22 protein-coding genes are annotated in these 18,940 nt (G+C 62.0%); 14 read left to right on the top strand and 8 right to left on the bottom strand.

The annotated features are described in order from the left end of the window. The first annotated feature begins 42 nt into the window (after positions 1-42). The 7 genes from pgsA (at position 43) to JN279_RS27160 (ending at position 5,139) form a co-directional block, all read left to right on the top strand. Positions 43-639: a CDP-diacylglycerol--glycerol-3-phosphate 3-phosphatidyltransferase gene (pgsA, locus tag JN279_RS27190; protein WP_013896263.1), complete on the top strand. Its 597-nt coding sequence runs from the start codon at positions 43-45 to the stop codon at positions 637-639. A gap of 1 nt (position 640) precedes the next feature. Continuing rightward, positions 641-898 (top strand): molybdopterin converting factor subunit 1, encoded by a 258-nt coding sequence (gene moaD / locus JN279_RS27185; RefSeq protein ID WP_027034532.1) that lies wholly within the window; start codon positions 641-643, stop codon positions 896-898. Positions 899-903: 5 nt separating this feature from the next. Then, positions 904-1,383, top strand: a complete 480-nt coding sequence (locus JN279_RS27180) for a molybdenum cofactor biosynthesis protein MoaE (protein ID WP_096456533.1) — start codon at positions 904-906, stop codon at positions 1,381-1,383. 93 nt (positions 1,384-1,476) lie between these two features. Continuing rightward, positions 1,477-2,241, top strand: coding sequence for a YbaY family lipoprotein (locus tag JN279_RS27175; RefSeq protein ID WP_096456535.1), 765 nt, complete (start codon positions 1,477-1,479; stop codon positions 2,239-2,241). A 194-nt stretch (positions 2,242-2,435) separates the two neighbouring features. Beyond that, positions 2,436-3,179 (top strand): (Fe-S)-binding protein, encoded by a 744-nt coding sequence (locus tag JN279_RS27170; protein ID WP_096456537.1) that lies wholly within the window; start codon positions 2,436-2,438, stop codon positions 3,177-3,179. Beyond that, the gene (locus JN279_RS27165) at positions 3,176-4,561 is read left to right on the top strand and encodes a lactate utilization protein B (RefSeq protein ID WP_096456539.1); all 1,386 of its coding nucleotides are present in this window, start codon (positions 3,176-3,178) and stop codon (positions 4,559-4,561) included. The genes JN279_RS27170 and JN279_RS27165 overlap by 4 nt, the downstream gene beginning before the upstream one ends. Continuing rightward, positions 4,558-5,139: a LutC/YkgG family protein gene (locus tag JN279_RS27160; protein ID WP_202350706.1), complete on the top strand. Its 582-nt coding sequence runs from the start codon at positions 4,558-4,560 to the stop codon at positions 5,137-5,139. The genes JN279_RS27165 and JN279_RS27160 overlap by 4 nt, the downstream gene beginning before the upstream one ends. 129 nt (positions 5,140-5,268) lie before the next feature. Here JN279_RS27160 and ndk read toward each other — a convergent pair whose 3' ends face one another. After that, entirely contained in the window at positions 5,269-5,691 is a 423-nt protein-coding gene (ndk, locus tag JN279_RS27155; protein WP_008875017.1) for a nucleoside-diphosphate kinase, read from the bottom strand. 367 nt (positions 5,692-6,058) lie between these two features. On the opposite strand from ndk, the gene JN279_RS27150 reads away from it, so the two are divergent. Continuing rightward, a complete protein-coding gene (locus JN279_RS27150; RefSeq protein WP_096456543.1) occupies positions 6,059-6,316 on the top strand; it encodes a DUF2934 domain-containing protein in 258 nt (85 codons plus the stop codon). Positions 6,317-6,396: 80 nt separating this feature from the next. Here JN279_RS27150 and JN279_RS27145 read toward each other — a convergent pair whose 3' ends face one another. Next, positions 6,397-7,089 carry a glutathione S-transferase family protein gene (locus tag JN279_RS27145; RefSeq protein ID WP_096456545.1) on the bottom strand — a complete coding sequence of 231 codons (693 nt, stop codon included), beginning with the start codon at positions 7,087-7,089 and terminating at the stop codon, positions 6,397-6,399. A 68-nt stretch (positions 7,090-7,157) separates the two neighbouring features. On the opposite strand from JN279_RS27145, the gene JN279_RS27140 reads away from it, so the two are divergent. Continuing rightward, positions 7,158-7,670, top strand: a complete 513-nt coding sequence (locus JN279_RS27140) for a DinB family protein (RefSeq protein ID WP_095202479.1) — start codon at positions 7,158-7,160, stop codon at positions 7,668-7,670. A 39-nt stretch (positions 7,671-7,709) separates the two neighbouring features. Here JN279_RS27140 and JN279_RS27135 read toward each other — a convergent pair whose 3' ends face one another. Both JN279_RS27135 and JN279_RS27130 read right to left on the bottom strand, forming a co-directional pair. Further along, complete coding sequence (locus tag JN279_RS27135; protein WP_096459090.1) at positions 7,710-8,300, bottom strand: GNAT family N-acetyltransferase; 591 nt, start codon at positions 8,298-8,300, stop codon at positions 7,710-7,712. Positions 8,301-8,365: 65 nt separating this feature from the next. After that, positions 8,366-9,325, bottom strand: coding sequence for a LysR substrate-binding domain-containing protein (locus JN279_RS27130; protein ID WP_096456547.1), 960 nt, complete (start codon positions 9,323-9,325; stop codon positions 8,366-8,368). Positions 9,326-9,437: 112 nt separating this feature from the next. On the opposite strand from JN279_RS27130, the gene JN279_RS27125 reads away from it, so the two are divergent. The 4 genes from JN279_RS27125 to JN279_RS27110 all read left to right on the top strand — a co-directional run bounded on the left by JN279_RS27125 (position 9,438) and on the right by JN279_RS27110 (position 11,953). Then, a complete protein-coding gene (locus JN279_RS27125) occupies positions 9,438-10,274 on the top strand; it encodes a hypothetical protein (protein WP_179298100.1) in 837 nt (278 codons plus the stop codon). Further along, positions 10,268-11,146, top strand: coding sequence for a DMT family transporter (locus JN279_RS27120; protein ID WP_096456549.1), 879 nt, complete (start codon positions 10,268-10,270; stop codon positions 11,144-11,146). Before JN279_RS27125 ends, JN279_RS27120 begins: the two co-directional genes overlap by 7 nt. Beyond that, positions 11,139-11,342, top strand: coding sequence for a hypothetical protein (locus tag JN279_RS27115; RefSeq protein WP_095202476.1), 204 nt, complete (start codon positions 11,139-11,141; stop codon positions 11,340-11,342). The genes JN279_RS27120 and JN279_RS27115 overlap by 8 nt, the downstream gene beginning before the upstream one ends. 161 nt (positions 11,343-11,503) lie before the next feature. Then, positions 11,504-11,953 carry a MucR family transcriptional regulator gene (locus JN279_RS27110; RefSeq protein ID WP_096459093.1) on the top strand — a complete coding sequence of 150 codons (450 nt, stop codon included), beginning with the start codon at positions 11,504-11,506 and terminating at the stop codon, positions 11,951-11,953. A gap of 73 nt (positions 11,954-12,026) precedes the next feature. Here the strand turns inward: JN279_RS27110 and JN279_RS27105 are convergent, their stop codons facing one another. Then, complete coding sequence (locus tag JN279_RS27105; RefSeq protein ID WP_096456551.1) at positions 12,027-12,698, bottom strand: Crp/Fnr family transcriptional regulator; 672 nt, start codon at positions 12,696-12,698, stop codon at positions 12,027-12,029. 1,148 nt (positions 12,699-13,846) lie between these two features. Between JN279_RS27105 and JN279_RS27100 the strand changes: the two genes are divergently transcribed. Next, the gene (locus JN279_RS27100) at positions 13,847-15,724 is read left to right on the top strand and encodes an ABC-F family ATP-binding cassette domain-containing protein (RefSeq protein WP_056565525.1); all 1,878 of its coding nucleotides are present in this window, start codon (positions 13,847-13,849) and stop codon (positions 15,722-15,724) included. 64 nt (positions 15,725-15,788) lie between these two features. On the opposite strand, the gene JN279_RS27095 is transcribed toward JN279_RS27100, so the two are convergent. The 3 genes from JN279_RS27095 to JN279_RS27085 form a co-directional block, all read right to left on the bottom strand. Then, the gene (locus tag JN279_RS27095; RefSeq protein ID WP_202350704.1) at positions 15,789-16,616 is read right to left on the bottom strand and encodes an aldo/keto reductase; all 828 of its coding nucleotides are present in this window, start codon (positions 16,614-16,616) and stop codon (positions 15,789-15,791) included. A gap of 103 nt (positions 16,617-16,719) precedes the next feature. Next, complete coding sequence (locus tag JN279_RS27090) at positions 16,720-17,595, bottom strand: NmrA family NAD(P)-binding protein (RefSeq protein ID WP_202350703.1); 876 nt, start codon at positions 17,593-17,595, stop codon at positions 16,720-16,722. A gap of 38 nt (positions 17,596-17,633) precedes the next feature. Then, complete coding sequence (locus JN279_RS27085; protein WP_202350702.1) at positions 17,634-18,914, bottom strand: serine hydrolase domain-containing protein; 1,281 nt, start codon at positions 18,912-18,914, stop codon at positions 17,634-17,636. Between the last annotated feature and the right edge of the window lie 26 nt (positions 18,915-18,940).

Here is an 18,940-nt window from a genome sequence, read left to right as displayed (position 1 = left end):
GCCTTCTGATTTGAGTACGCAGGCAGAAAGAGTCCACAAGATATGGCCCAGCGCGCGTTCAACCTGCCCAACATGCTGACCTACGCCCGCATCATCGCGGTGCCGCTGGTGGTGCTGTGCTTTTTTCTTGAAGGCCATCTGAAATCGAGCGACTTCGCCCGCTGGTCGGCGCTGGTCATTTTCCTGCTGGCGTCCATCACCGATTATTTCGATGGCTATTTTGCCCGCGCCTGGCAGCAGACCTCCAACATCGGCAAGATGCTCGATCCGATCGCCGACAAGCTGCTGGTCGCCACCTGCCTTTTGCTGCTCGCGGCCGACACCGACCGCCACGCCGGCATTGCCGGCTGGTCGCTGTGGGCGGCGATCATCATCCTGTGCCGCGAAATCCTGGTTTCGGGCCTGCGTGAATATCTGGCGGCGCTCAAGGTCTCGGTGCCGGTGACGCAGCTTGCCAAGTGGAAGACCACCATCCAGATGGTCGCCATCGCCTTCCTGCTGGCGGGGCCGGCCGGTGACAAGATCTTCCCGCTGACCACGCAGACCGGCCTGGTGCTGCTGTGGATCGCGGCACTCGTCACGCTCTATACCGGCTACGACTATTTCCGCGCCGGCCTCAAGCACATTATGGACGAGTGAGATGACGACCCGTCTCATCTATTTTGCCTGGGTTCGCGAAAGGATCGGCATGCCTGAGGAGGATGTCGAATTGCCCGCCGGCATCGAGACGGTCGCCGACCTTTTGCGCTGGCTGCAATCGCGGGGCGAAGGCTACGAACACGCACTGCAATATCCCGACGTGATCCGCGTTGCCATCAACCAGGAACATGTCGACCACCGCGAGAAGATAGCGGGCGCGCGCGAGATCGCGCTGTTCCCGCCGATGACCGGGGGCTGACACCCATGTCGGCCGCTCTGGTGCCGAGCGTGCGCATCCAGCGCCAGGATTTCGACGTTGCCGCCGAGATCGCCGGGTTGACGCGAGGCCGTGCCGATATCGGCGCGGTGGTCACTTTCTCGGGTCTTTGCCGGGACGAGCAGGGCGCGCTCTCGGCATTGGAGCTTGAGCATTATCCCGGCATGGCGGAGGCCGAGATCGGCCGCATCGCCACCGAGGCGGTTCAGCGCTGGCCGCTGCAAGGCCTCACCGTCATCCACCGCCATGGCAAGATCGTGCCCGGGGAGAACATCGTGCTGGTGGTGGCCGCCTCGGCGCATCGCCAGGCGGCGTTCGAGGCGGCGAACTTCCTCATGGATTATCTGAAGTCACGGGCACCCTTCTGGAAGAAGGAGCATCGCACCGATGGTTCCGAGGGCGGCTGGGTCGAGGCCAAGGAAGCCGACGCCCAAGCGGCGAAGCGCTGGAAATCGTCCTCCGAATAATCCTGTCGCAGCCACGCATTGACCGCAATCCTTTGGCCAACTCCGCAGGGTTGATCAACCCGGGGATAGGCAACCCGGGCAAGGGAGGTGGTCATGCTGGGCAGGCTCGCAGAGTTCTTCGTCTTCGGATTCGTGCCTCTGGTCGTCGGCATCCTGGCTGTGCCGGAACTATCCGTGGCCGCTGAAAAGGCGGTGAGGGGCGAGGTGATCTATCGCGAGCGCATCGCCCTGCCGCCCAGCGCCGTGCTTTCAGTCCAGCTTGCCGATGTCTCGCTGGCCGATGCGCCGGCCAAGATCATCGGCGAGCAGACTGTCAAGCCGGCCGGCCAGGTGCCGATCAGCTTCGAGATCAAGTTCGATCCATCGGTGATCCGGCCGCAGATGACCTATGCGTTGCAGGCGCGGATCATCGTCGACGGCAAGCTGATGTTCATCTCCGATGTGCGTCATCAGGTCGATCCACTGACCGATGCGCCGCAGACCATCATGCTGAAAATGGTCGCGCCAGGCACCGAGCCGACGGCTTCCGTCTTTGGCCAGCTCTGGGTGGTCGACTATGTCGACGGCATTGGCGCCATCACCGCGCCGCAGGCGACGTTCAGGGTCAGCGAGGCCGGCAAGGCCGGCGGCAGCGGCCCCTGCAACACCTATTTCGCCACCGCCAAGGTAGATGGCCTGGCGATCGCGATCAGCGAGATCGGCTCGACCTACAAGGCTTGTGCGCCAGAGGTGATGGCCGAGGAAAAGGCGTTGTTCGATGCGTTGGCCAAGGCGGCATCATACCATGTCGATGCCGGCAAGCTCGCCATATCAGACAAGGACGGCCGCGAAATCCTGCGCTTCAGCGCCGCGAGCTGATTTCCGGATCGGCGTCACGTCGCGGCCGTCTCCTTGACCATGACCTTGACGATCTCGAACACGCATCCAAGTCAGGTCAGCTCGGCTCTCGACCGGGGGTGAGCAGCCGTCATCTGCCGGATGACTCGGCATTTGCGGCCACCTATACTCCGTGCGCCTCAGGCGAAAGAAAATGCGATGCGCAAAGCGCTGCCATGAAAGTCGCTCTCTTTGTCCCGTGCTTTATCGATGCGTTCTATCCAGAGGTCGGCATTGCGACGCTCGAGCTGCTGGAGCGCCTGGGCCTCGATGTGGACTATCCCGAAGAGCAGACCTGCTGCGGTCAACCCATGGCCAACAGCGGCGCACAAAAGGAAGCGGCAGGCGCGGAGGCTGTCTTCGTCAGCAACTTCGCCGGCTACGATTATGTCGTCGGACCTTCGGCGAGTTGCATCAATCATGTGCGGTCCCACCTGACCGCGATCGAGCAGACTGCGTCCGTGCGTCACGTCAGGGCGGCGGCCTATGACCTGACCGAGTTTCTTCATGACGTGCTGGACGTGCGTGAGTTCCCCTGGGCGGAATTTCCACATCGCGTCGGGCTGCACAACAGCTGCAGCGCCCTCCGGCATCTGCGCCAGGCGACAGCATCCGAAATCGATGAGCCGCCGTTCTCGAAGCCGCGTGCCTTGCTGGAAGGCGTCAAGGGGATCGAGTTCGTCGCACCGTCTCGGCCGGATGAATGTTGTGGCTTCGGCGGCACGTTCTCCGTCACCGAAGAGGCCGTTTCCGTGCGAATGGGTCAGGACAGGGTACGTGATCATCTGGCCGCGGGCGCCGAATACATCGTGTCCGGCGACATGTCGTGCCTGATGCACCAGCAAGGCTGCGCCGATCGTATGAAGCTCAATGCGCGCTTCATCCACATTGCGCAAATTCTGAATGGCGCTCGGGCATGAGCAAGCGGGTCGATCACGCCAAGGCCGCAAGCAATTTCCTCGCCAAGCCGGACCACGTGTCGTTCCACGACCGGCGGCTTTGGGATTTGCGGTTGAAGCGCGACGCACAGGCGCACGGCTTACCCGAATGGGAAACCCTTCGCGATCTCGCTTCCGGCATCAAGGAGCACACGCTCTCTCATCTCGCCCAGTACGTGGAGCAGTTTGTCGATGCGGCCGAAGGCAACGGCGTCGTCGTCCATTTTGCCGCCGACGCCCGCGAGCACAATGAGATCGTCTTCAGCCTTTTGTCCGAGCGCGGCATGACCACGCTGGTCAAGAGCAAGTCGATGCTCACCGACGAATGCGCGATGCGGGCCCATCTCGAGCCACGTGGCATCGTGGTGATGGAGACCGATCTCGGCGAACGTATTCAGCAGCTCGACAATCAGGACCCAAGCCACATGGTTGTTCCCGCGGTGCACAAGCTGCGCAGCGACGTGGCCGAGTTGTTTGGCCGCACCATCGGCACCGATCCCGCAAACAGCGACATCCATTACCTCGCCGAAAGCCAGCGCATGGACACGCGCCCGCACTTCCTGCGCGACAAGACGGCGGGCATGACCGGCTGCAATTTCGCGGTCGCGGAGACGGGCACAGTTGTCGTCTGCACCAACGAGGGCAACGCCGACCTGTCCGCCAACATTCCTCCTTTGCACATTGCCTCGATCGGCATCGAGAAACTGATACCGCGCCTTTCCGATCTCGGCGTCTTCATCCGGATGTTGTCACGCAGCGGGCTGGGTTCGCCGATCACGCAGTACACCTCGCATTTTCGCAGCCCCCGGCCAGGCACCGAGATGCACTTCATCCTGGTCGACAACGGCCGCTCTGAACGCCTCGCCATGGAGGACTTCTGGCCATCGCTGAAATGTATTCGCTGCGGCGCTTGCATGAATACCTGTCCGGTCTATCGCCGCAGCGGCGGCCTATCCTATGGCAGCACCTATTCGGGACCGATCGGAGCCATCATCAATCCGACCTTCGATCTGCAGCGTTTCAGCGCGCTGCCCTTTGCCTCGACGCTGAACGGCAGTTGCACCAGCGTCTGCCCGGTGCGCATCAACATCCACGAACAGATCTACAAATGGCGCGAGGTGATCAGCGCACGGCACGAGACACCGTTCGTCAAGGCGGAGGTGTTGAAGATGGCCGGGCGGCTGCTCGCCAGCCCGACATTGTATCGCGCCACCATTGCCTCGCTTGGCGGTGCCTTGAAACGGCTGCCCAACTTCCTGCTCTACAACCCGCTGAATATCTGGGGCCGGCAGCGCGACCTTCCCGATGCCCCAGTGCAAACCTTCCGCGACTGGTACCGCGAAAATCGGAAGCAGCCGAGATGACCTCCCGCGCCGTTTTCCTGGCGAAAATACGCAAGGCACAGCCTTCGCCGGTGTCGCTGCCCGACGTGCCGCTCTTCGCCACGCCCGCAGGCGATCGCGCCTCGCGCTTTGCGACGGCGCTGGCGCTCATGGGCGGCACATGCATCACGCTGCAAGGTCTTGGCGAGGTTCGAACCTGGGTAGCCGATCGTTTCGGCTCGGATGCTGTGATCGCATCCGCGGTGCGGGGAATCGATGGCAACAGGGCGATCGATTATCGAACCCTTCCCGCATCGCTGGAGGATGTCGCCGTCGGCATCGTGCGGGCGCGCTTTGGCGTCGCCGAAACGGGCTCCGTGTGGTTCAGTGAGGACGAATACGTCGTCAATGCGATCGGCTATCTCGTGCAGCATCTTGTGGTGCTGCTTGATCCCATGCGGATCGAGGATGGGCTTCAGGAAGCCTATCGCCGGCCAGACTTCAGGACCGCCCGCTACGCCGCATTGGTTACCGGACTATCCGCCACCGCCGATATTGAAGGCATCATGATCCGTGGCGCCCAAGGCGTGAGATCGTTGACGGTGGCGCTTGTACCTTGATGCCCAAAGTGTAGCAGCACCGCACGCATACGGACGCGCTGAATATCGACGTGCTCCGAATACGATCGGTCAGAAGAAAAAGGCCGGCGAAACGCCGGCCTTTTCCAATTCAGACTTGATGATATCGGCTCAGCCGACGATCTCGGTGTCCGAGAACCAGTACTTGATCTCCTGCGCGGCGGTTTCCGGCGCGTCGGAACCGTGCACCGAATTCTCGCCGATCGACAGCGCATGCACTTTGCGGATGGTGCCTTCGGCGGCGTTGGCCGGGTTGGTGGCGCCCATCACTTCGCGGTTCTTGGCAATGGCGTTCTCGCCTTCCAGCACCTGGACGATCGTCGGCGCCGACGACATGAACTCGACCAGCTCGCCGAAGAACGGACGGTCCTTGTGGACGGCGTAGAAGCCTTCGGCCTCACGGCGGCTCATCCACACGCGGCGCGATGCGATGACGCGCAGGCCGGCGTCTTCGAGCATCTTGGTGATGGCGCCGGTGAGGTTGCGCCGGGTTGCGTCCGGCTTGATCATGGAAAAGGTGCGTTCGAGCGCCATGGGTCGTCCCTGTCTGAGAATGGAATTGAGAGTGGCGGGCTCTATACAAGCCGTCCGGAGCCAGAGCAAGGGGTGAGGAGCGGTCCGCAAAGCGGACGGAAAGCCAATTGCTTGGCTTTCCGAGTAACGAACGGTGAAAGCCCGGTCCGCCTTCGGGCGGATTGAAAGGTCCAGTGGACCTTTCAAAGGGTTTGAACGCCCGAAGGGCAGGGAGCGATAGCGAAGGGCCGGAACAGTGCGTGTTTCTATGCAAGGCTGGTGTCGACAAGGCGAGCCGGGAGACGACATCAGATGGCTGCACAGCAACACTTTGCTTGCTATAGTCACGTGTCGGCGCCGCGCTGAAGTCGGCCCGAATGGAGACAACATGACCATGGCAGACGATCGTCAGGAGCGCATTCGCAATCGCGCACATCAGATCTGGCAGGAAGAGGGGCAACCGGCTGGTCACCACGAACGCCATTGGCACCAGGCGGCAGCCGACATCGATCGTGAGGACGCGGGGAAGAAGCCGGCCAAGAAGGCATCTGCCGCTGGCAAGGCGAAAGCCGCCCCCAAGGAAGAAAAAGCTGCCGCGAAAGCCAGCAAGCCGAAGACCAGCAAGCCAAAGAAGGCGGCCAAGTAAGGCCCGCTATTCTGCCGCTGATTTTCGCCACGGATTGACGGCGCCCAAGCCTTGCGGGCAGGGCAGGCGTTTTGCGGGTGTTAGGCCGCCGCGGCGACCTTTCGTCCAAGCCCGCCATGCAGGTCGAGGCAGCGGGCGAACCATTGCGCCACGACGTCGCTGTTTTCGAGCAGCTGATAGGGCGTAGCGATGCGCGCCCATTGCAGCGCGCCGAAGACGATATAGTCCGCAAACAGCGGTGCGGCGCCGCCAATGAAGGGCTGGTAGCTCAGCATCGAGCGCAGTGGCTCGAGCGACGCCCGAAACGCCGCCAGCCCGGCGTCGCGGCCCGCGACGACGTCTTCCAGCCGCTTGCCCAGGCGCTGCTCACGGCTCTGGCGGAAATAGGTGGCATTCTCCTCGTCCTGCATGGTGTGGAGATCGACGATCGCGGCGGTGGTGACATAGGGGTGGATGGTCAATTGCGACCAGCGCTCGATGAAGCGCGCCATCGCCTTGCCGCCTTCGCCGCCAAACAGCGTCGGCCGGTCCGGGTAGGCCTCGTCGAGATAGAGCGCGATGGCGAAGGAATCGGTGACGACCTTGTCGCCGTCGCGGATCACCGGAACGGTTTTCGAAGCACCACCCTCGATGGTAGGGACCTCGAGAAAACGCGTCGGCGCGGTTGAGATGTCGAGCCCCTTGTGAGCCAGCGCCATCGTCGCCTTCCAGCAATGCGGGCTGAACGGACGGCTCTCATCACGCCCGACGAGATCATAAAGCAGAATGGTCATTGGCGCGGGTCCCTTTGCGGTCTAGGTATCGCTCGCGACATCCCGAAAACGGGGCGGCGGGAGAAAAGATGAAACAGCACTTCATGATGTTTGCTGCGTACAATCAATGGGCCAATGGCCGCATCTACGATGCCGCCGCCGATCTCGATGAGGAGGAATTCAATCGCGATGTCGGCGCCTTCTTCGGCTCGCTGATGGGCACGCTCAACCATTTGCTCGCCGCCGATCGCATCTGGATGAAGCGCTTCACCGGCGAAGGCGATGCGCCGACAGCGCTGGATGCCATCCTGCACCGGGCCTTGCCCAATTTAAGGATGGCGCGCGAGGCGGAGGACCGGCGGATCATCGACTGGCTCGGCGGCTTGGGCGACAAGGCGCTGTCGGGCCGCTTCACCTATATGACGGTGTCGGATATGCGCACCGTCTCGCAGCGTCTGGCGCCCGCGCTGGCGCATGTCTTCAACCACCAGACCCATCATCGCGGCCAGGCGCATATGATCCTTACGGTTCTCGGCCGGCCTTCGGTGCCGCTCGATCTGGCGCATTTCCAGCGCACCGAAGAGGGCAGGGCTTTCGCCTGATCCAGATTGTCTCGTCCTAAACCGAGCGGCCTGCGCTGACTATCGCCGCATCTTCTGCAGAAGCATGGCCTTCACGTCAGGCCATTCTGAATCGATGATGCTGAACCGCACGGAATTGCGTTTCCGGCCGTCCGGCATGATCCGCTCATTGCGAACGATCCCTTCCTGCTTTGCCCCTATCCGCAGAATGGCCGCTCTCGATGCGTCATTGAGTTCATCGGTGGTGAACTGCACCCGCACACACGCCATGGCCTCGAAGGCATGGGCCAGGAGAAGGTACTTTGCTTCGGTGTTGACCCCTGATCGCTGAACCGAAGCGCTGAGCCACGTGTGCCCAATCTCCAATTTTCTGTTCATGCGGTCGATCTTCCAGAACCGCGTACTCCCACAGATCGCTCCGGTGCCGCGCAGGATGATTGTATAGGGCATGACGGTTCCGGTCCTTCGCCCGGCCAGGGCGCAGGCGACATAGTCATCGATCGTGGCTGGCCCGGGAACCACGGTGGCCGTCAAGTTCCACAGCTCACCGTCCGAGGCTGCAAGCAGAAGGCCCTGCGAATGCCCAGGCTGAAGCGGCTTGAGTTCAACAATTTTGCCGGCCAGGGCGGGTTGCATGGATTGGACGTCCATCAACCGTTGGTCCTCAATTTTCTGACCGGCGGTCATCGGGGGACAATTGGGGGCTGATCCGAATTTCAGACAGCTTCGGCAGCCAGGTCGTGGGCTTCGCTATCCAACTGGCGTTGCGTGAGAGCCGCTTCCGCCATCACCCATTGCTTGAACAGCAGCACCTTGCGTGCGGCAAGGCTCTTGTTGGGGGAGACGAAATACCAGCCTGCACTGTTTGGATGGTGGACAGCGAAAGGCGCGACTAGCCTTTCGGCGCGGATGTCGCTGGCCATATAGGCACGGTTGGCCACGGCAAAGCCCATTCCGGCATTGGCCGCCTCGTAAGACATCATGCACGAGTCGAAATAGATGCTTTTGGTCTCGCTGAGCACGAAGCTGGCGCCGGCGAAACCAAGCCAGGATTGCCAGTTCTGGGTGCAGGTGTCGGAATGCAGAAGCGTGAAGTGCTTGAGGTCGTCCGGTGTCACCTTTGACACCGGCTTGTGGCCGAGAACCTCATGGAACAGCTTGCGGCTGCACACTGGCGTGAGGTCTTCCCGAAACAGCAGATCGGATGGCAGCCCGTTGAACTGGCCGTCGCCATAGCGGATTTCGAGGTCGAAATCGGAGCTTGTGAACTCATGCGTCGCGTAGGAGGTCGAAACCCGCATCACGATATCGGGATATTGCCGCTGGAATTGCGGCAGGCGTGGAAACAGCCAGCGCGCGGCAAAGGTCGGCAGCACGGATATCTTCAGCACATGCTCCTGCGATTGCCCGGTCGCCTCCATACTGGCGGCGACGATCCGCTCCAGCGCTTCGCGAACGCGGGAGACATAGGTCTCGCCTTCCGGCGTCAGCGACACCGCATTGCCGCCGCGCTGGAAGATCTTGAAGCGCAGCTGATCCTCCAGGCTTTTGACGCGCTGGCTGACCGCCGAAGCGGTGATGAATTGCTCTTCGCCGGCTCGCGTGAAATTGCCGTGGCGCGCAGCACTCTCCACGATTTTCAGCGAATTGAGGTTGACCTGACTGAGCAGACGCACGGGCTTCGACCTTAAGCTGGGCTTACAGTAGCACCAGCATTCCTAATTTTACAGGGGGGGCTAATTTAATCGACTGTTAACTAAGTGTTTGCCCCCCACTTGGAGAAGTACAATGAACGCACATACCATACCCGAACTGCGCTACGCGATGAGCCGCGAGGCCATTATCGGCCATGAAACCGCTTGGAAAATATCGAGTTTCGGCGTTGCGCAGTATCTGCATGGCTATGATCCGGCCCTGCTTGCAGCGATCGAGGAGGCCGCTTTGAAGCTCAAGGCCAGCCATGCCGTGCACAAGCACCTCGATCTGACCTTCATCACGGGTGCCGACCGTTTCATCCCCGAAATCAAGGAGTTGCTGCACGACAAGCTGCGCCTGGAGCGGCTGTCGGACATGATGGGCACGAAGCTGGAGCCCTATCCGCTGTCGATCGTCGGTTCGACTGTCACCTTCATGAATCCAAGGGACGGTGCCGTCGAATGGCATTGCGATGGCGTTCCGGTTACCGAGCTCATTCCGCTGTCGATCAGCGATCCGCTGGTCGGCGGCCATCTCGAAATCTATTGCGACGATTCCGAAACCGGCCGCGCCATCCTCGAATCCGGCCGCGAGATTCCGCGCAACCGCATCATGCGTATCGATCACAAGATGAATTACGCGACGCTCGGGCAGTTCCTTGGCGTCCTGCATCGCACGGCACCGATCCAGTATGGCGACCGCGTCACCTTGGTGCTCAACCAGCGCTCGGTGGCCAAGCCCTATGTCGACGACAACAGAATGTTCTATCTTGCCGCCGACAATGATCACGACCGCGAATGGGTCAACGAGCTGGCTGAAGACGTTTGGACCAACCAGCTGCCGGCCTATCGCCGGTTCGAGGCGGAGCATCCCACGCCCGCCCCGGCTGCCGAAGCACAGGTTCCGGGTGGAGCCAGGGAATCATGGTAGCCAAATCCGCGCTGGTCTTTGCCGCCGGCGCGGTGGCTTTGTGGTCGACCAATGCCTTGGTCGGCAAATCCCTGCTGGCGACCCATCCGGTATCGCAGGTGCAGTTCCTGCAATTTGCGGGAGCTGCACTAGTCTTCGCCCTGATCCGGTTCACGAGCCGGGAGGGCGCCCCGCCGGTGGCGCCCAGCGGCGCGTTCGCAGCGTTCGTTGTCGGCCTCATCGGTCTGGTCGGCACCATGGTGCTGCAATACATCGCCTTCGCCTCGATGCCGGTGATCGAAGCCAATCTCGTCGCCTACACTTGGCCCCTGATGGTTGCAGCGGCAGTGATCGCCTTCGAAAATCCGCGGCGTCCGGCTTTGCTGGGCCTTGCCGCGGCCCTTGGGTTCGTCGGCGTCTCCCTCGTGATTTCGGGAGGGCGTGATCGCACCTGGTTCCAGGGCGATCTCGTCGGCTATTTCGCCGCATTTGGATCCGCATTGTGCATGGCGTTCTATTCGGTGACGGTGGGACGGCTCGGTACGTCGCCGGAGCGACTGTTGCTGCCCTCGTCGCTGATCGGCGTCGCCTTGACGCTTTTATGGTCAGCTCGCGAAGGCGTCGCTTGGCCGACCGGGGTGGATCTGGCGCTTGGGCTCTATCTCGGCGCCGGCCCGATGGGGCTGGGCTACTATTTCTGGTCGCGCGCCTTGAAGCTCGAAGGCAGCGGCAAGGTCGCGGTCGTCGCTTATCTCACGCCGATCGCGTCGACACTGCTGCTGACCCTGTCCGGTGAACGGCTGACGACGACCGCCATTGCCGGCGCCGTCCTCGTCATCGGCAGTTGTATCGCGGTCGGTCTGGAACGGTCGGAGGCGCAAGACTATGTTTGACGACAATGAACGTCTCGCCAGGCAAGAAGCGCATTGGCTCATCAAGGAATTTGGGGCCGAAGCACCGCTTTATGCTGCAATGAAGGCCGAAAAGGCGATTGAGCAGAAGGATTTCGGGCGCTGTGCCCGCTGGAAGCGTATTCTTGAGATACTGGCTGATGGCCGGACAACCAAGTCTGCCGCGTCCAAGTATTAGATTTTCTAATTTGCATGACGTCGATTTCCAATAAAAATAGTTGACGTCAAGTCTTGATTCGTTTTGGAGCTTGGCGGCCCGTTGGGGGACGCGGTTAAAGAGATACATCGACAAAAGTCTTCGCTGGGGTGGATGACTTTGTCGCAAATAGGGTGAAAGAATTGTCAAATATCGAGGATAAGACCGTTATCGAGCTAACGGCCGATATTGTCTCGGCCTATGTAGGCAACAATCCGCTTCCGGCTTCCGGCCTGCCTGACCTGATTGCCAGCGTGAGCGCATCGGTTCGAAAGCTGGCTGGTGCGGCCGTGGTGGAAAGCCCGAGCCTTGTTCCGGCTGTAAATCCGAAAAAGTCGGTGTTTCCCGACTACATCATCTGCCTGGAGGACGGAAAGAAGTTCAAGTCGCTCAAGCGACACCTCAGGACAGACTATGGTTTGAGCCCGGACGACTATCGGGCCAAATGGAGCCTGCCGCCGGATTACCCGATGGTCGCTCCGAATTACTCGGCGACCCGTTCGGCGCTGGCAAAGTCGACAGGGCTTGGCCGCAAACCGGCAGCAGCGCCGGCCGCCGTGGCAAAGGGAGCGAAGCGCAAGGCAGCTGGCTGAGCGCGAGGCGACCCGGCCAGCCGGCCTGGACGCGACACCCAATGGAACCCGGAATGCGGCTCTGCCTTCCGGGTTACCGCCTTATCTGCGGCTGATCGTGCAGAACCACGTTCAGCAACGAACTGTGCACCACGAGTTTCCCATTGTACTCGATGAATCCGAGGTCACGGAACTTGTTCATGAAGTAGCTGACTCTCGGCCGCGTTGTGCCGATCATTTCGGCTAGCGTCTCCTGGTTGACCTTGCCGAGAATGGGTTCAGGCTTTCCTTCCTTGCCGAAATTTGCCAGCAGGAGAAGTGCCCGTGCCAGGCGCTTTTCGCTCGAATTGAAAAGCTGATCGACCAGATCCTCTTCGACGCGGATGGTTCGTGTCAGAAGGTGGGCGATGAACATTTCCGAAAATGCCGGCTCGTTGTGAATGACGCGCATGATCGCCTTCTTGTCTATCTGCATGATCTCGCAATCCGTCATCGCAACCGCCGTTGCCATGCGCCGGGTCTGGCCGGCCATGCAACCTTCACCGAAGAAATCGTTGGTCCCCATTATTGCGACGACAGCTTCCTTTCCCTGTTCGGACAGGACACTGATCTTTACCTGGCCCTCATTGATGTAGAAGACCGAAGCTGCGACATCGCCTTGCGAGAATATTTTCTGGTTGGGGCCATAACGTGTAATCGTGCGCCCAAGATCGGCTTTCGCCAGAAAAACCTTTGGATCGAACGGCTGATCTGATTTTCCTTCCATCAATGACCTCATCCACTGACATCATGATGCGGGCGAGGCTTCAGCCTCGATGGAACAGAATCCAACATCTCGCGGGACCGGTCAATATTGACCAGACGCGGCTCGCTGCGAAGGCTATCCAGATGCGGTCGGCGTCATTCGGGTCTTCCTCCCCCGATCCTCTGGCGCCTTGATGAGTCCCTGGCCGGGGCTCTCGTCAGGCAAGGCATGCCTGCCGCAGTGTTCGGAATGGTTGGGAAGCCGCTTGCGAAGCGGTTTGACGTCGATGATCCGGGGTGAGCGGTAAGCGGGCCGCGAGCGCGACGCTAACGAGACACAGTTCCTTGCGCCAAGGGTCCCTGGGATGCAACTTCCTCACGCAATGTGTCGGCAATTTCCGTCAGACTGTGTCCGGCCTCGGGATGAGCGTCGAGCAACAGGCTGGCAACGGCTGCTATGTCCAGCCTGCGCCGACGCCGCCCGGCATCGGAAACGACATCTGCAATCTTGAGCGCCAAGGGAAGCGTGGGCATCCTCGAATCTCCGCCGCCTTGGGTTATCCGGGTCCTGATGGGAGTTTTGGCGGCCCTCCCGTTTCTGTGATGCAGGGCTGTTTCCTCTGCCGTGCTGAAAATCCCCGGCCGGGGCTCCTGCTGTCGCAACCAACTGTGGCTGGGGGCAGTCGGGTTTCGTCAGCCTGCGAAGCCTAGGATGCGCACCGGCCGGCCGTCTGTTCAATATTGACCACCCCAGCGCGGACGGGGATGCTGATAGACTTCACCTCGAGACTTTGCGTGCAGGAAGAAGGTAGTAATTGTTGCAATTCAAAGCGGGGCTAACTCAATCGCGGGTAGATTTTTGCAAGAAAAGATCGAAAAATTCCCAAGAGTCAATTATTGTCGGCTCTTGGCCCGAATTGGACGCGCTGCGATCACCTATCTCTCTGATTTTGTTGACCGTAAGGTCATCAAGGATCTCCGGCGATGAGCGTCGTCGCGTTTCACGATCGGGCCTGTTCGGACTGCTCCCGCGGTGGTCGAGGATAGGCGCGAATTTTCGCGGACAGGGCTACCAATTCGGGCCATCGCTCCCGCCCGTCTTCAGCCTCGTGCGGCCAACTGGCCCGCAAGGTCTTGCGAAGCGCTGATGTCCGGTGCAAAAGCGCGGCCATGCTGATCATCAATGACCTTTCGCTCCGCATGGCCGGGCGCCTGCTTCTCGACCACGCCTCGCTGACCTTGCCGGCTGGCACCAAGGCCGGTCTTGTCGGTCGCAACGGCACCGGCAAGACGACGCTGTTCAAGGCCATCACCGGAGATTTTCCCTCCGAGACCGGCTCGATCAGCCTGCCGAAGAACACGCGGATCGGCCAGGTGGCGCAGGAAGCGCCGGGAACCGAGGAGCCGCTGATCGAGATCGTGCTCAAGGCCGATCTCGAACGCACGGCGCTGCTCGAAGAGGAAAAGACCGCCACCGATCCGCACCGCATCGCCGACATCCACATGCGGCTTGCCGACATTGACGCGCATTCGGCTGAGTCCCGCGCGGCCACCATCCTGGCCGGCCTCGGCTTCGACGATGCCGCGCAGCGCCGTCCGGCCTCGTCCTTCTCCGGCGGCTGGCGCATGCGCGTGGCGCTCGCTGCCGTGCTGTTTTCCGAGCCCGACCTCCTGCTGCTCGACGAGCCGACCAATTATCTCGATCTCGAAGGCACGTTGTGGCTGGAAAACTACGTGTCGAAGTATCCGCACACAGTTCTGCTGATTTCGCACGATCGCGACCTGCTCAACCGTGCCGTCAACTCGATCGTGCACCTCGACCAGAAGAAGCTGACCTTCTGGCGCGGCGGTTACGACCAGTTCGAGCGCCAGTATACCGAGCAGAAGGAATTGCAGGAAAAGGGCCGCGTCAAGCAGGAAGCCGCCCGCAAGCACATGGAATCCTTCGTCGAGCGTTTTCGCGCGAAGGCGTCCAAGGCCAGGCAGGCGCAGTCGCGCATCAAGGCACTGGAAAAGATGAAACCGATCGCGGCCATCGTGAACGATTCGGTGCGGCCGTTCTCTTTCCCCGAGCCGGTGAAGACGGTTGCCTCGCCGATCGTGGCGCTGAACAACGTCAATGTCGGCTATACCGAGGGCCAGCCGATCCTGAAGAAGATGACGCTGCGCATCGACGCCGACGACCGCATCGCGCTGCTCGGCGCCAACGGCAACGGCAAGTCGACCTTCGCCAAATTGCTGTCCGGCCGGTTGAAGCAGGAGACCGGCACGATGACGGTGGCGCCCGGGCTGAAGGTGGCGATCTTCGCCCAGCACCAGCTCGACGATCTCCGTCCGGAAGAAAACGCCTATGAGCATGTGCGCCGGCTGATGCCGGAAGCGCCGGAATCGAAGGTGCGCGGCCGCGTCGCCCAGTTTGGTCTGACGACCGAAAAGATGAACACGCCTGCCAAGGACCTGTCCGGCGGCGAGAAGGCGCGTCTGTTGATGGGCCTGTCGGCCTTCGAGGGGCCCAACCTGTTCATCCTCGACGAGCCGACCAACCATCTCGACATCGACAGCCGTGAATCGCTGATCCATGCGCTCAACGAATTTCCCGGAGCCGTGATCCTGATTTCGCACGACCGCCATTTGCTTGAGGCGACCGCCGACCGGCTGTGGCTGGTCAAGGATGGCGCGGTCAACCCATATGACGGCGATTTGGAGGACTACAAGACGCTGGTCACCGGCGTGTCCGGCGATCGCCGCGGCAAGCGCGAGGCGGACAAGGCGTCAAAAGCCGACCGCCGCCGCGACGCCGCCGCGCGCCGTGCAGCCTTCGAGCCGCTGGCCAAGGAAATTCGCGCCACCGAAGCGCTGATGGACCGCATCCGCAAGCGCATCGACGGCATCGAGGACGAACTGGCCAATCCGGCGATCTACGAAAAGGATCCCTCGACGGCGACACGCCTGGCCAAGGAACGCTCGCAACTCGCCCAGACGCTCGCCGGCCATGAGGAAAAATGGCTGACCATGTCGGCCGAATATGAGGAAGGCACCGCGGAGTAGGGCGGCCGACTTTGTCGCAAAACCGCGATTGGGACCGATCACAGCGCCAGCCCATGCCGCAATTTCATGCAGCGGCATCCCAATCAGGCGCAAAGGGTGGCCGAACGAAGCGCTGGTCCTTCGGGAGAGCAGCGATCGTCGCGCGATCCTCATCGTCGAGCTGGATGCCGAGCGCATCGAGATTGGACTTCTGGCTTTCGGGGCGGGCGGCTTTCGGGATCACGATGACGCCCTCCTGGTCCAGAAGCCAGGCGATGGCCATCTGCGCGGCGCTGCAGCCATGCTTGCGCCCGAGGCCGGCGAGCGTTGCGTCACTGGCGGCCCGGCCCTGGGCGAGCGGCGCGTAGGCCGTCAAGGGGATGCCTTTGCCCCGCAGGTAGGACAGCATCCGGTCCTGGGACAGGAATGGGTGGTATTCGAGCTGGACGCTCGCGATCGGCGCGCCAATCTCCTCCACGGTGCGGCGCATCATAGGCATGTTGAAGTTGCACACGCCGATCGCACGCGTGAGGCCTTGCTCCTGCAGCGACATCAACGCCTCCAGCGTCGCCTTGATGTCCAGGTCTTTGGACGGCCAGTGGATCATGTAAAGATCGACATGGTCGAGCCGAAGCTTGCTCAGGCTGGCGTCAAAGGCTCGGCGCAACGCAGCCGGCGCAAGCTGGTCGTGCCATACCTTCGTCGTAACGAAGAGCTCGTTCCGGTTCACGCCGGACGCTGCTATGGCGGCGCCGACGGCGGCTTCGTTCTCGTACATCGCCGCGGTGTCGATATGCCGGTAGCCGAGCGCAATGGCGCTCTCGATGACCGGCTGGGCGTCGTCGCCCGGCATGCGGAACGTGCCGAAACCGAGGCGCGGAATCGCAATGCCGTGCGTGATGATCGATTCCATGATGTTTTCCTTTCGAAGCTGTGGCGGCGGCAGGGCACGGGCGACCGCCACCGCTTCGCGCGGGTGGCTGGTTCGCAAGTCCATGCGGCAAATCGTGATCGTGTCAGGTGGCTGCCCGGCTCGCCGCGACGAGGTTGGCGACAACGCTATCGAGCGTCGTTGTCCCTTTGATCGCCGACCGGCCTTGGTCGCCGAACTCGATCCAGCCCTCGTTGAAGCCGTCAAGCATCCGGATCCGCGGCAACGGATTTTGCGTACCCTGGGAACGGAAGATCTGCTCCCAGCTCTCGCGCGGCACCGTCTCGACCTTGACCGGGCGCTCCAGCACCGTAGCGAAGGCGCGGGCGAGATCGTTGGGCGAGACGCGGACAGGGCCCTCCAGTTCGACGACCCGCGTCCCGATCCAATTCTCCTGGAGCAGCACGGCGGCCAGGCGGCCGACATCTTGCGTCGCGACCATCGGCAACGGCCTGTCGGCCGGCTGCAGGAAGCTGCGCAGCACGCCTTCGTCGCGCGCCGAGGGAATATCCCAGAGCGAATTCTCCAAGAACCAGCCGGGCCTCAGGAAGGTGACCGGAAGCCCGATCCCGTCCAGCGCCTGTTCCATCAGTGTGCGCTGGGTCAGCAGGTTCTCGTGCGGCGCGTCCGCGCCGATGGTCGACAGGCAGACCACCTTGCCGGGACGCGCCTCGGCCAAGGCAGCGGTCACGGCCGAGATGACGCGCATAGCCTCGGGAAAGCCGGGCTCCGGATCGAACTCGGAGGGAGGCAGGATGAAGACGCCCGCGGCATCCCTGAAGGCCGAGGCCAGGCTTGCCGCATCGTCCATCTCGGCCAGGGCGACGTCACAGCCGCGACGTCTCCACTCCGCCGCCTTGGCCGCGTCGCGCAGGACGGCGCGGACAGGCAATCCCTCGGCGAGAAGGCTGCGCGCAAGCGCGCCGCCGACCTTGCCGGTTACTCCGGTGATTGCATACATGGTGGTTCTCCAAAAGGTTGATATCGATCGCCAGGGGCTCAGGCGAAGCCGGCATAGAGACCGCGCTCGAACGCGCCGTAGAGCGCGACGACCCGCTCGTCGTAGAAGGGCAAGACCTGGGTGAAGAGCGCGCCGGTGACGTGCTTCGCCGGGTCGAGCCAGAAGTAGCAGTTGAGCAGACCTGCCCAGGAGATGCTGCCCGCGGAGCGCCCATTCGGTCCCGGCTGCGTGTTGATGTCGAAGGACAGGCCCCATTTATGCGGCTGTTGTGGGAACTGGTCGAAGCTGCGGGAATAGGACGGCTGCGCCGAGCGCATCTCCTGGACGTTCAGCTCGCCGATCTGGTTCTGCATCATCATGGCGACCGTCTCCGGACGCAGGATTCGCGCGCCGTGCAGCGCGCCGCCATTCAGCAGTGCCTGCAGGAAGGCCAAATAGTCCCGCGGTGTCGAGAAGGCACCGCCGCCGCCCATGAAGAACTCCGGCCGTTGCGGCATCTCGAAGGGCGCCGGCTCCAGCCCGCCATCGGCGCGGCGGCTGTGGAAGGTGGCCACGCGCTGCTTCTGCTTGGTGCCGATCAGGAAGCCTGTATCCTTCATGCCGAGCGGCGCGAAGATGTTCTCGCGGAAGTAGATTTCGAGCGGCTGGTCGGACACAGCTTCGACGAGCTTGCCGATCCAGTCCATGCTGATGCCGTATTCCCACCGTTCGCCGGGTTCGAATTCGAGCGGGGCGGTGAAGGCAGCGTTCTTGCAGGTCGCGATGTCGGGCATGCCCGTCACCTTCTCGTAGCGGGTCAGGGCCTCGCTCCAGATCGAGTAGGTGTAGCCGGAAGTATGCGTCAGCAGATGGCGCACCTTGATCGCGCGCTTGGCCGGCCGCAGTCGCGGCGTTCCATCGTCGGCAAAGCCGTCGAGAATCTGCGGCGAGGCCAGCTCAGGCAGGTATTTCGCCGCGTCGTCGTCCAGATTGAGGCGACCCTGCTCGATCAGCTGCATGCAGGCCGTAGCCGTGAAAGCCTTGGTCATCGACAGCAGCCAGAACACCGTGTCGAGCGTCATCGGCGCCCCCGTTGCAGTGTTCGCCTTGCCGAAGGCACCCTCATAGATCATGCCTTTCGGCGTCGCCGCGACGGCGATGACGCCGGCCACGTCGTTCTTCGAAACGCCTTCACGCAAGGCGGCGTCGATTGCCTTGAACCGCACCGACGAACCGGCTGGCGTTGCCTTGGCCAGAGCGGGGCTGACGGTATCGAGAGCCAGGATGGCTCCCAGCATTCCGCCGCGCTGAAGCATCGTTCTGCGTGTGAGGTGGTTCATGGCTGACTCCTTTCCGGATCGAAGAA

Origin of the sequence: Mesorhizobium sp. 113-1-2, assembly GCF_016756475.1 — a bacterium.
Lineage (GTDB): Bacteria > Pseudomonadota > Alphaproteobacteria > Rhizobiales > Rhizobiaceae > Mesorhizobium > Mesorhizobium loti_C.
The sequence above is the reverse complement of the archived record's forward strand: the minus strand, read 5'-3'. Positions and strand labels throughout refer to the sequence as shown.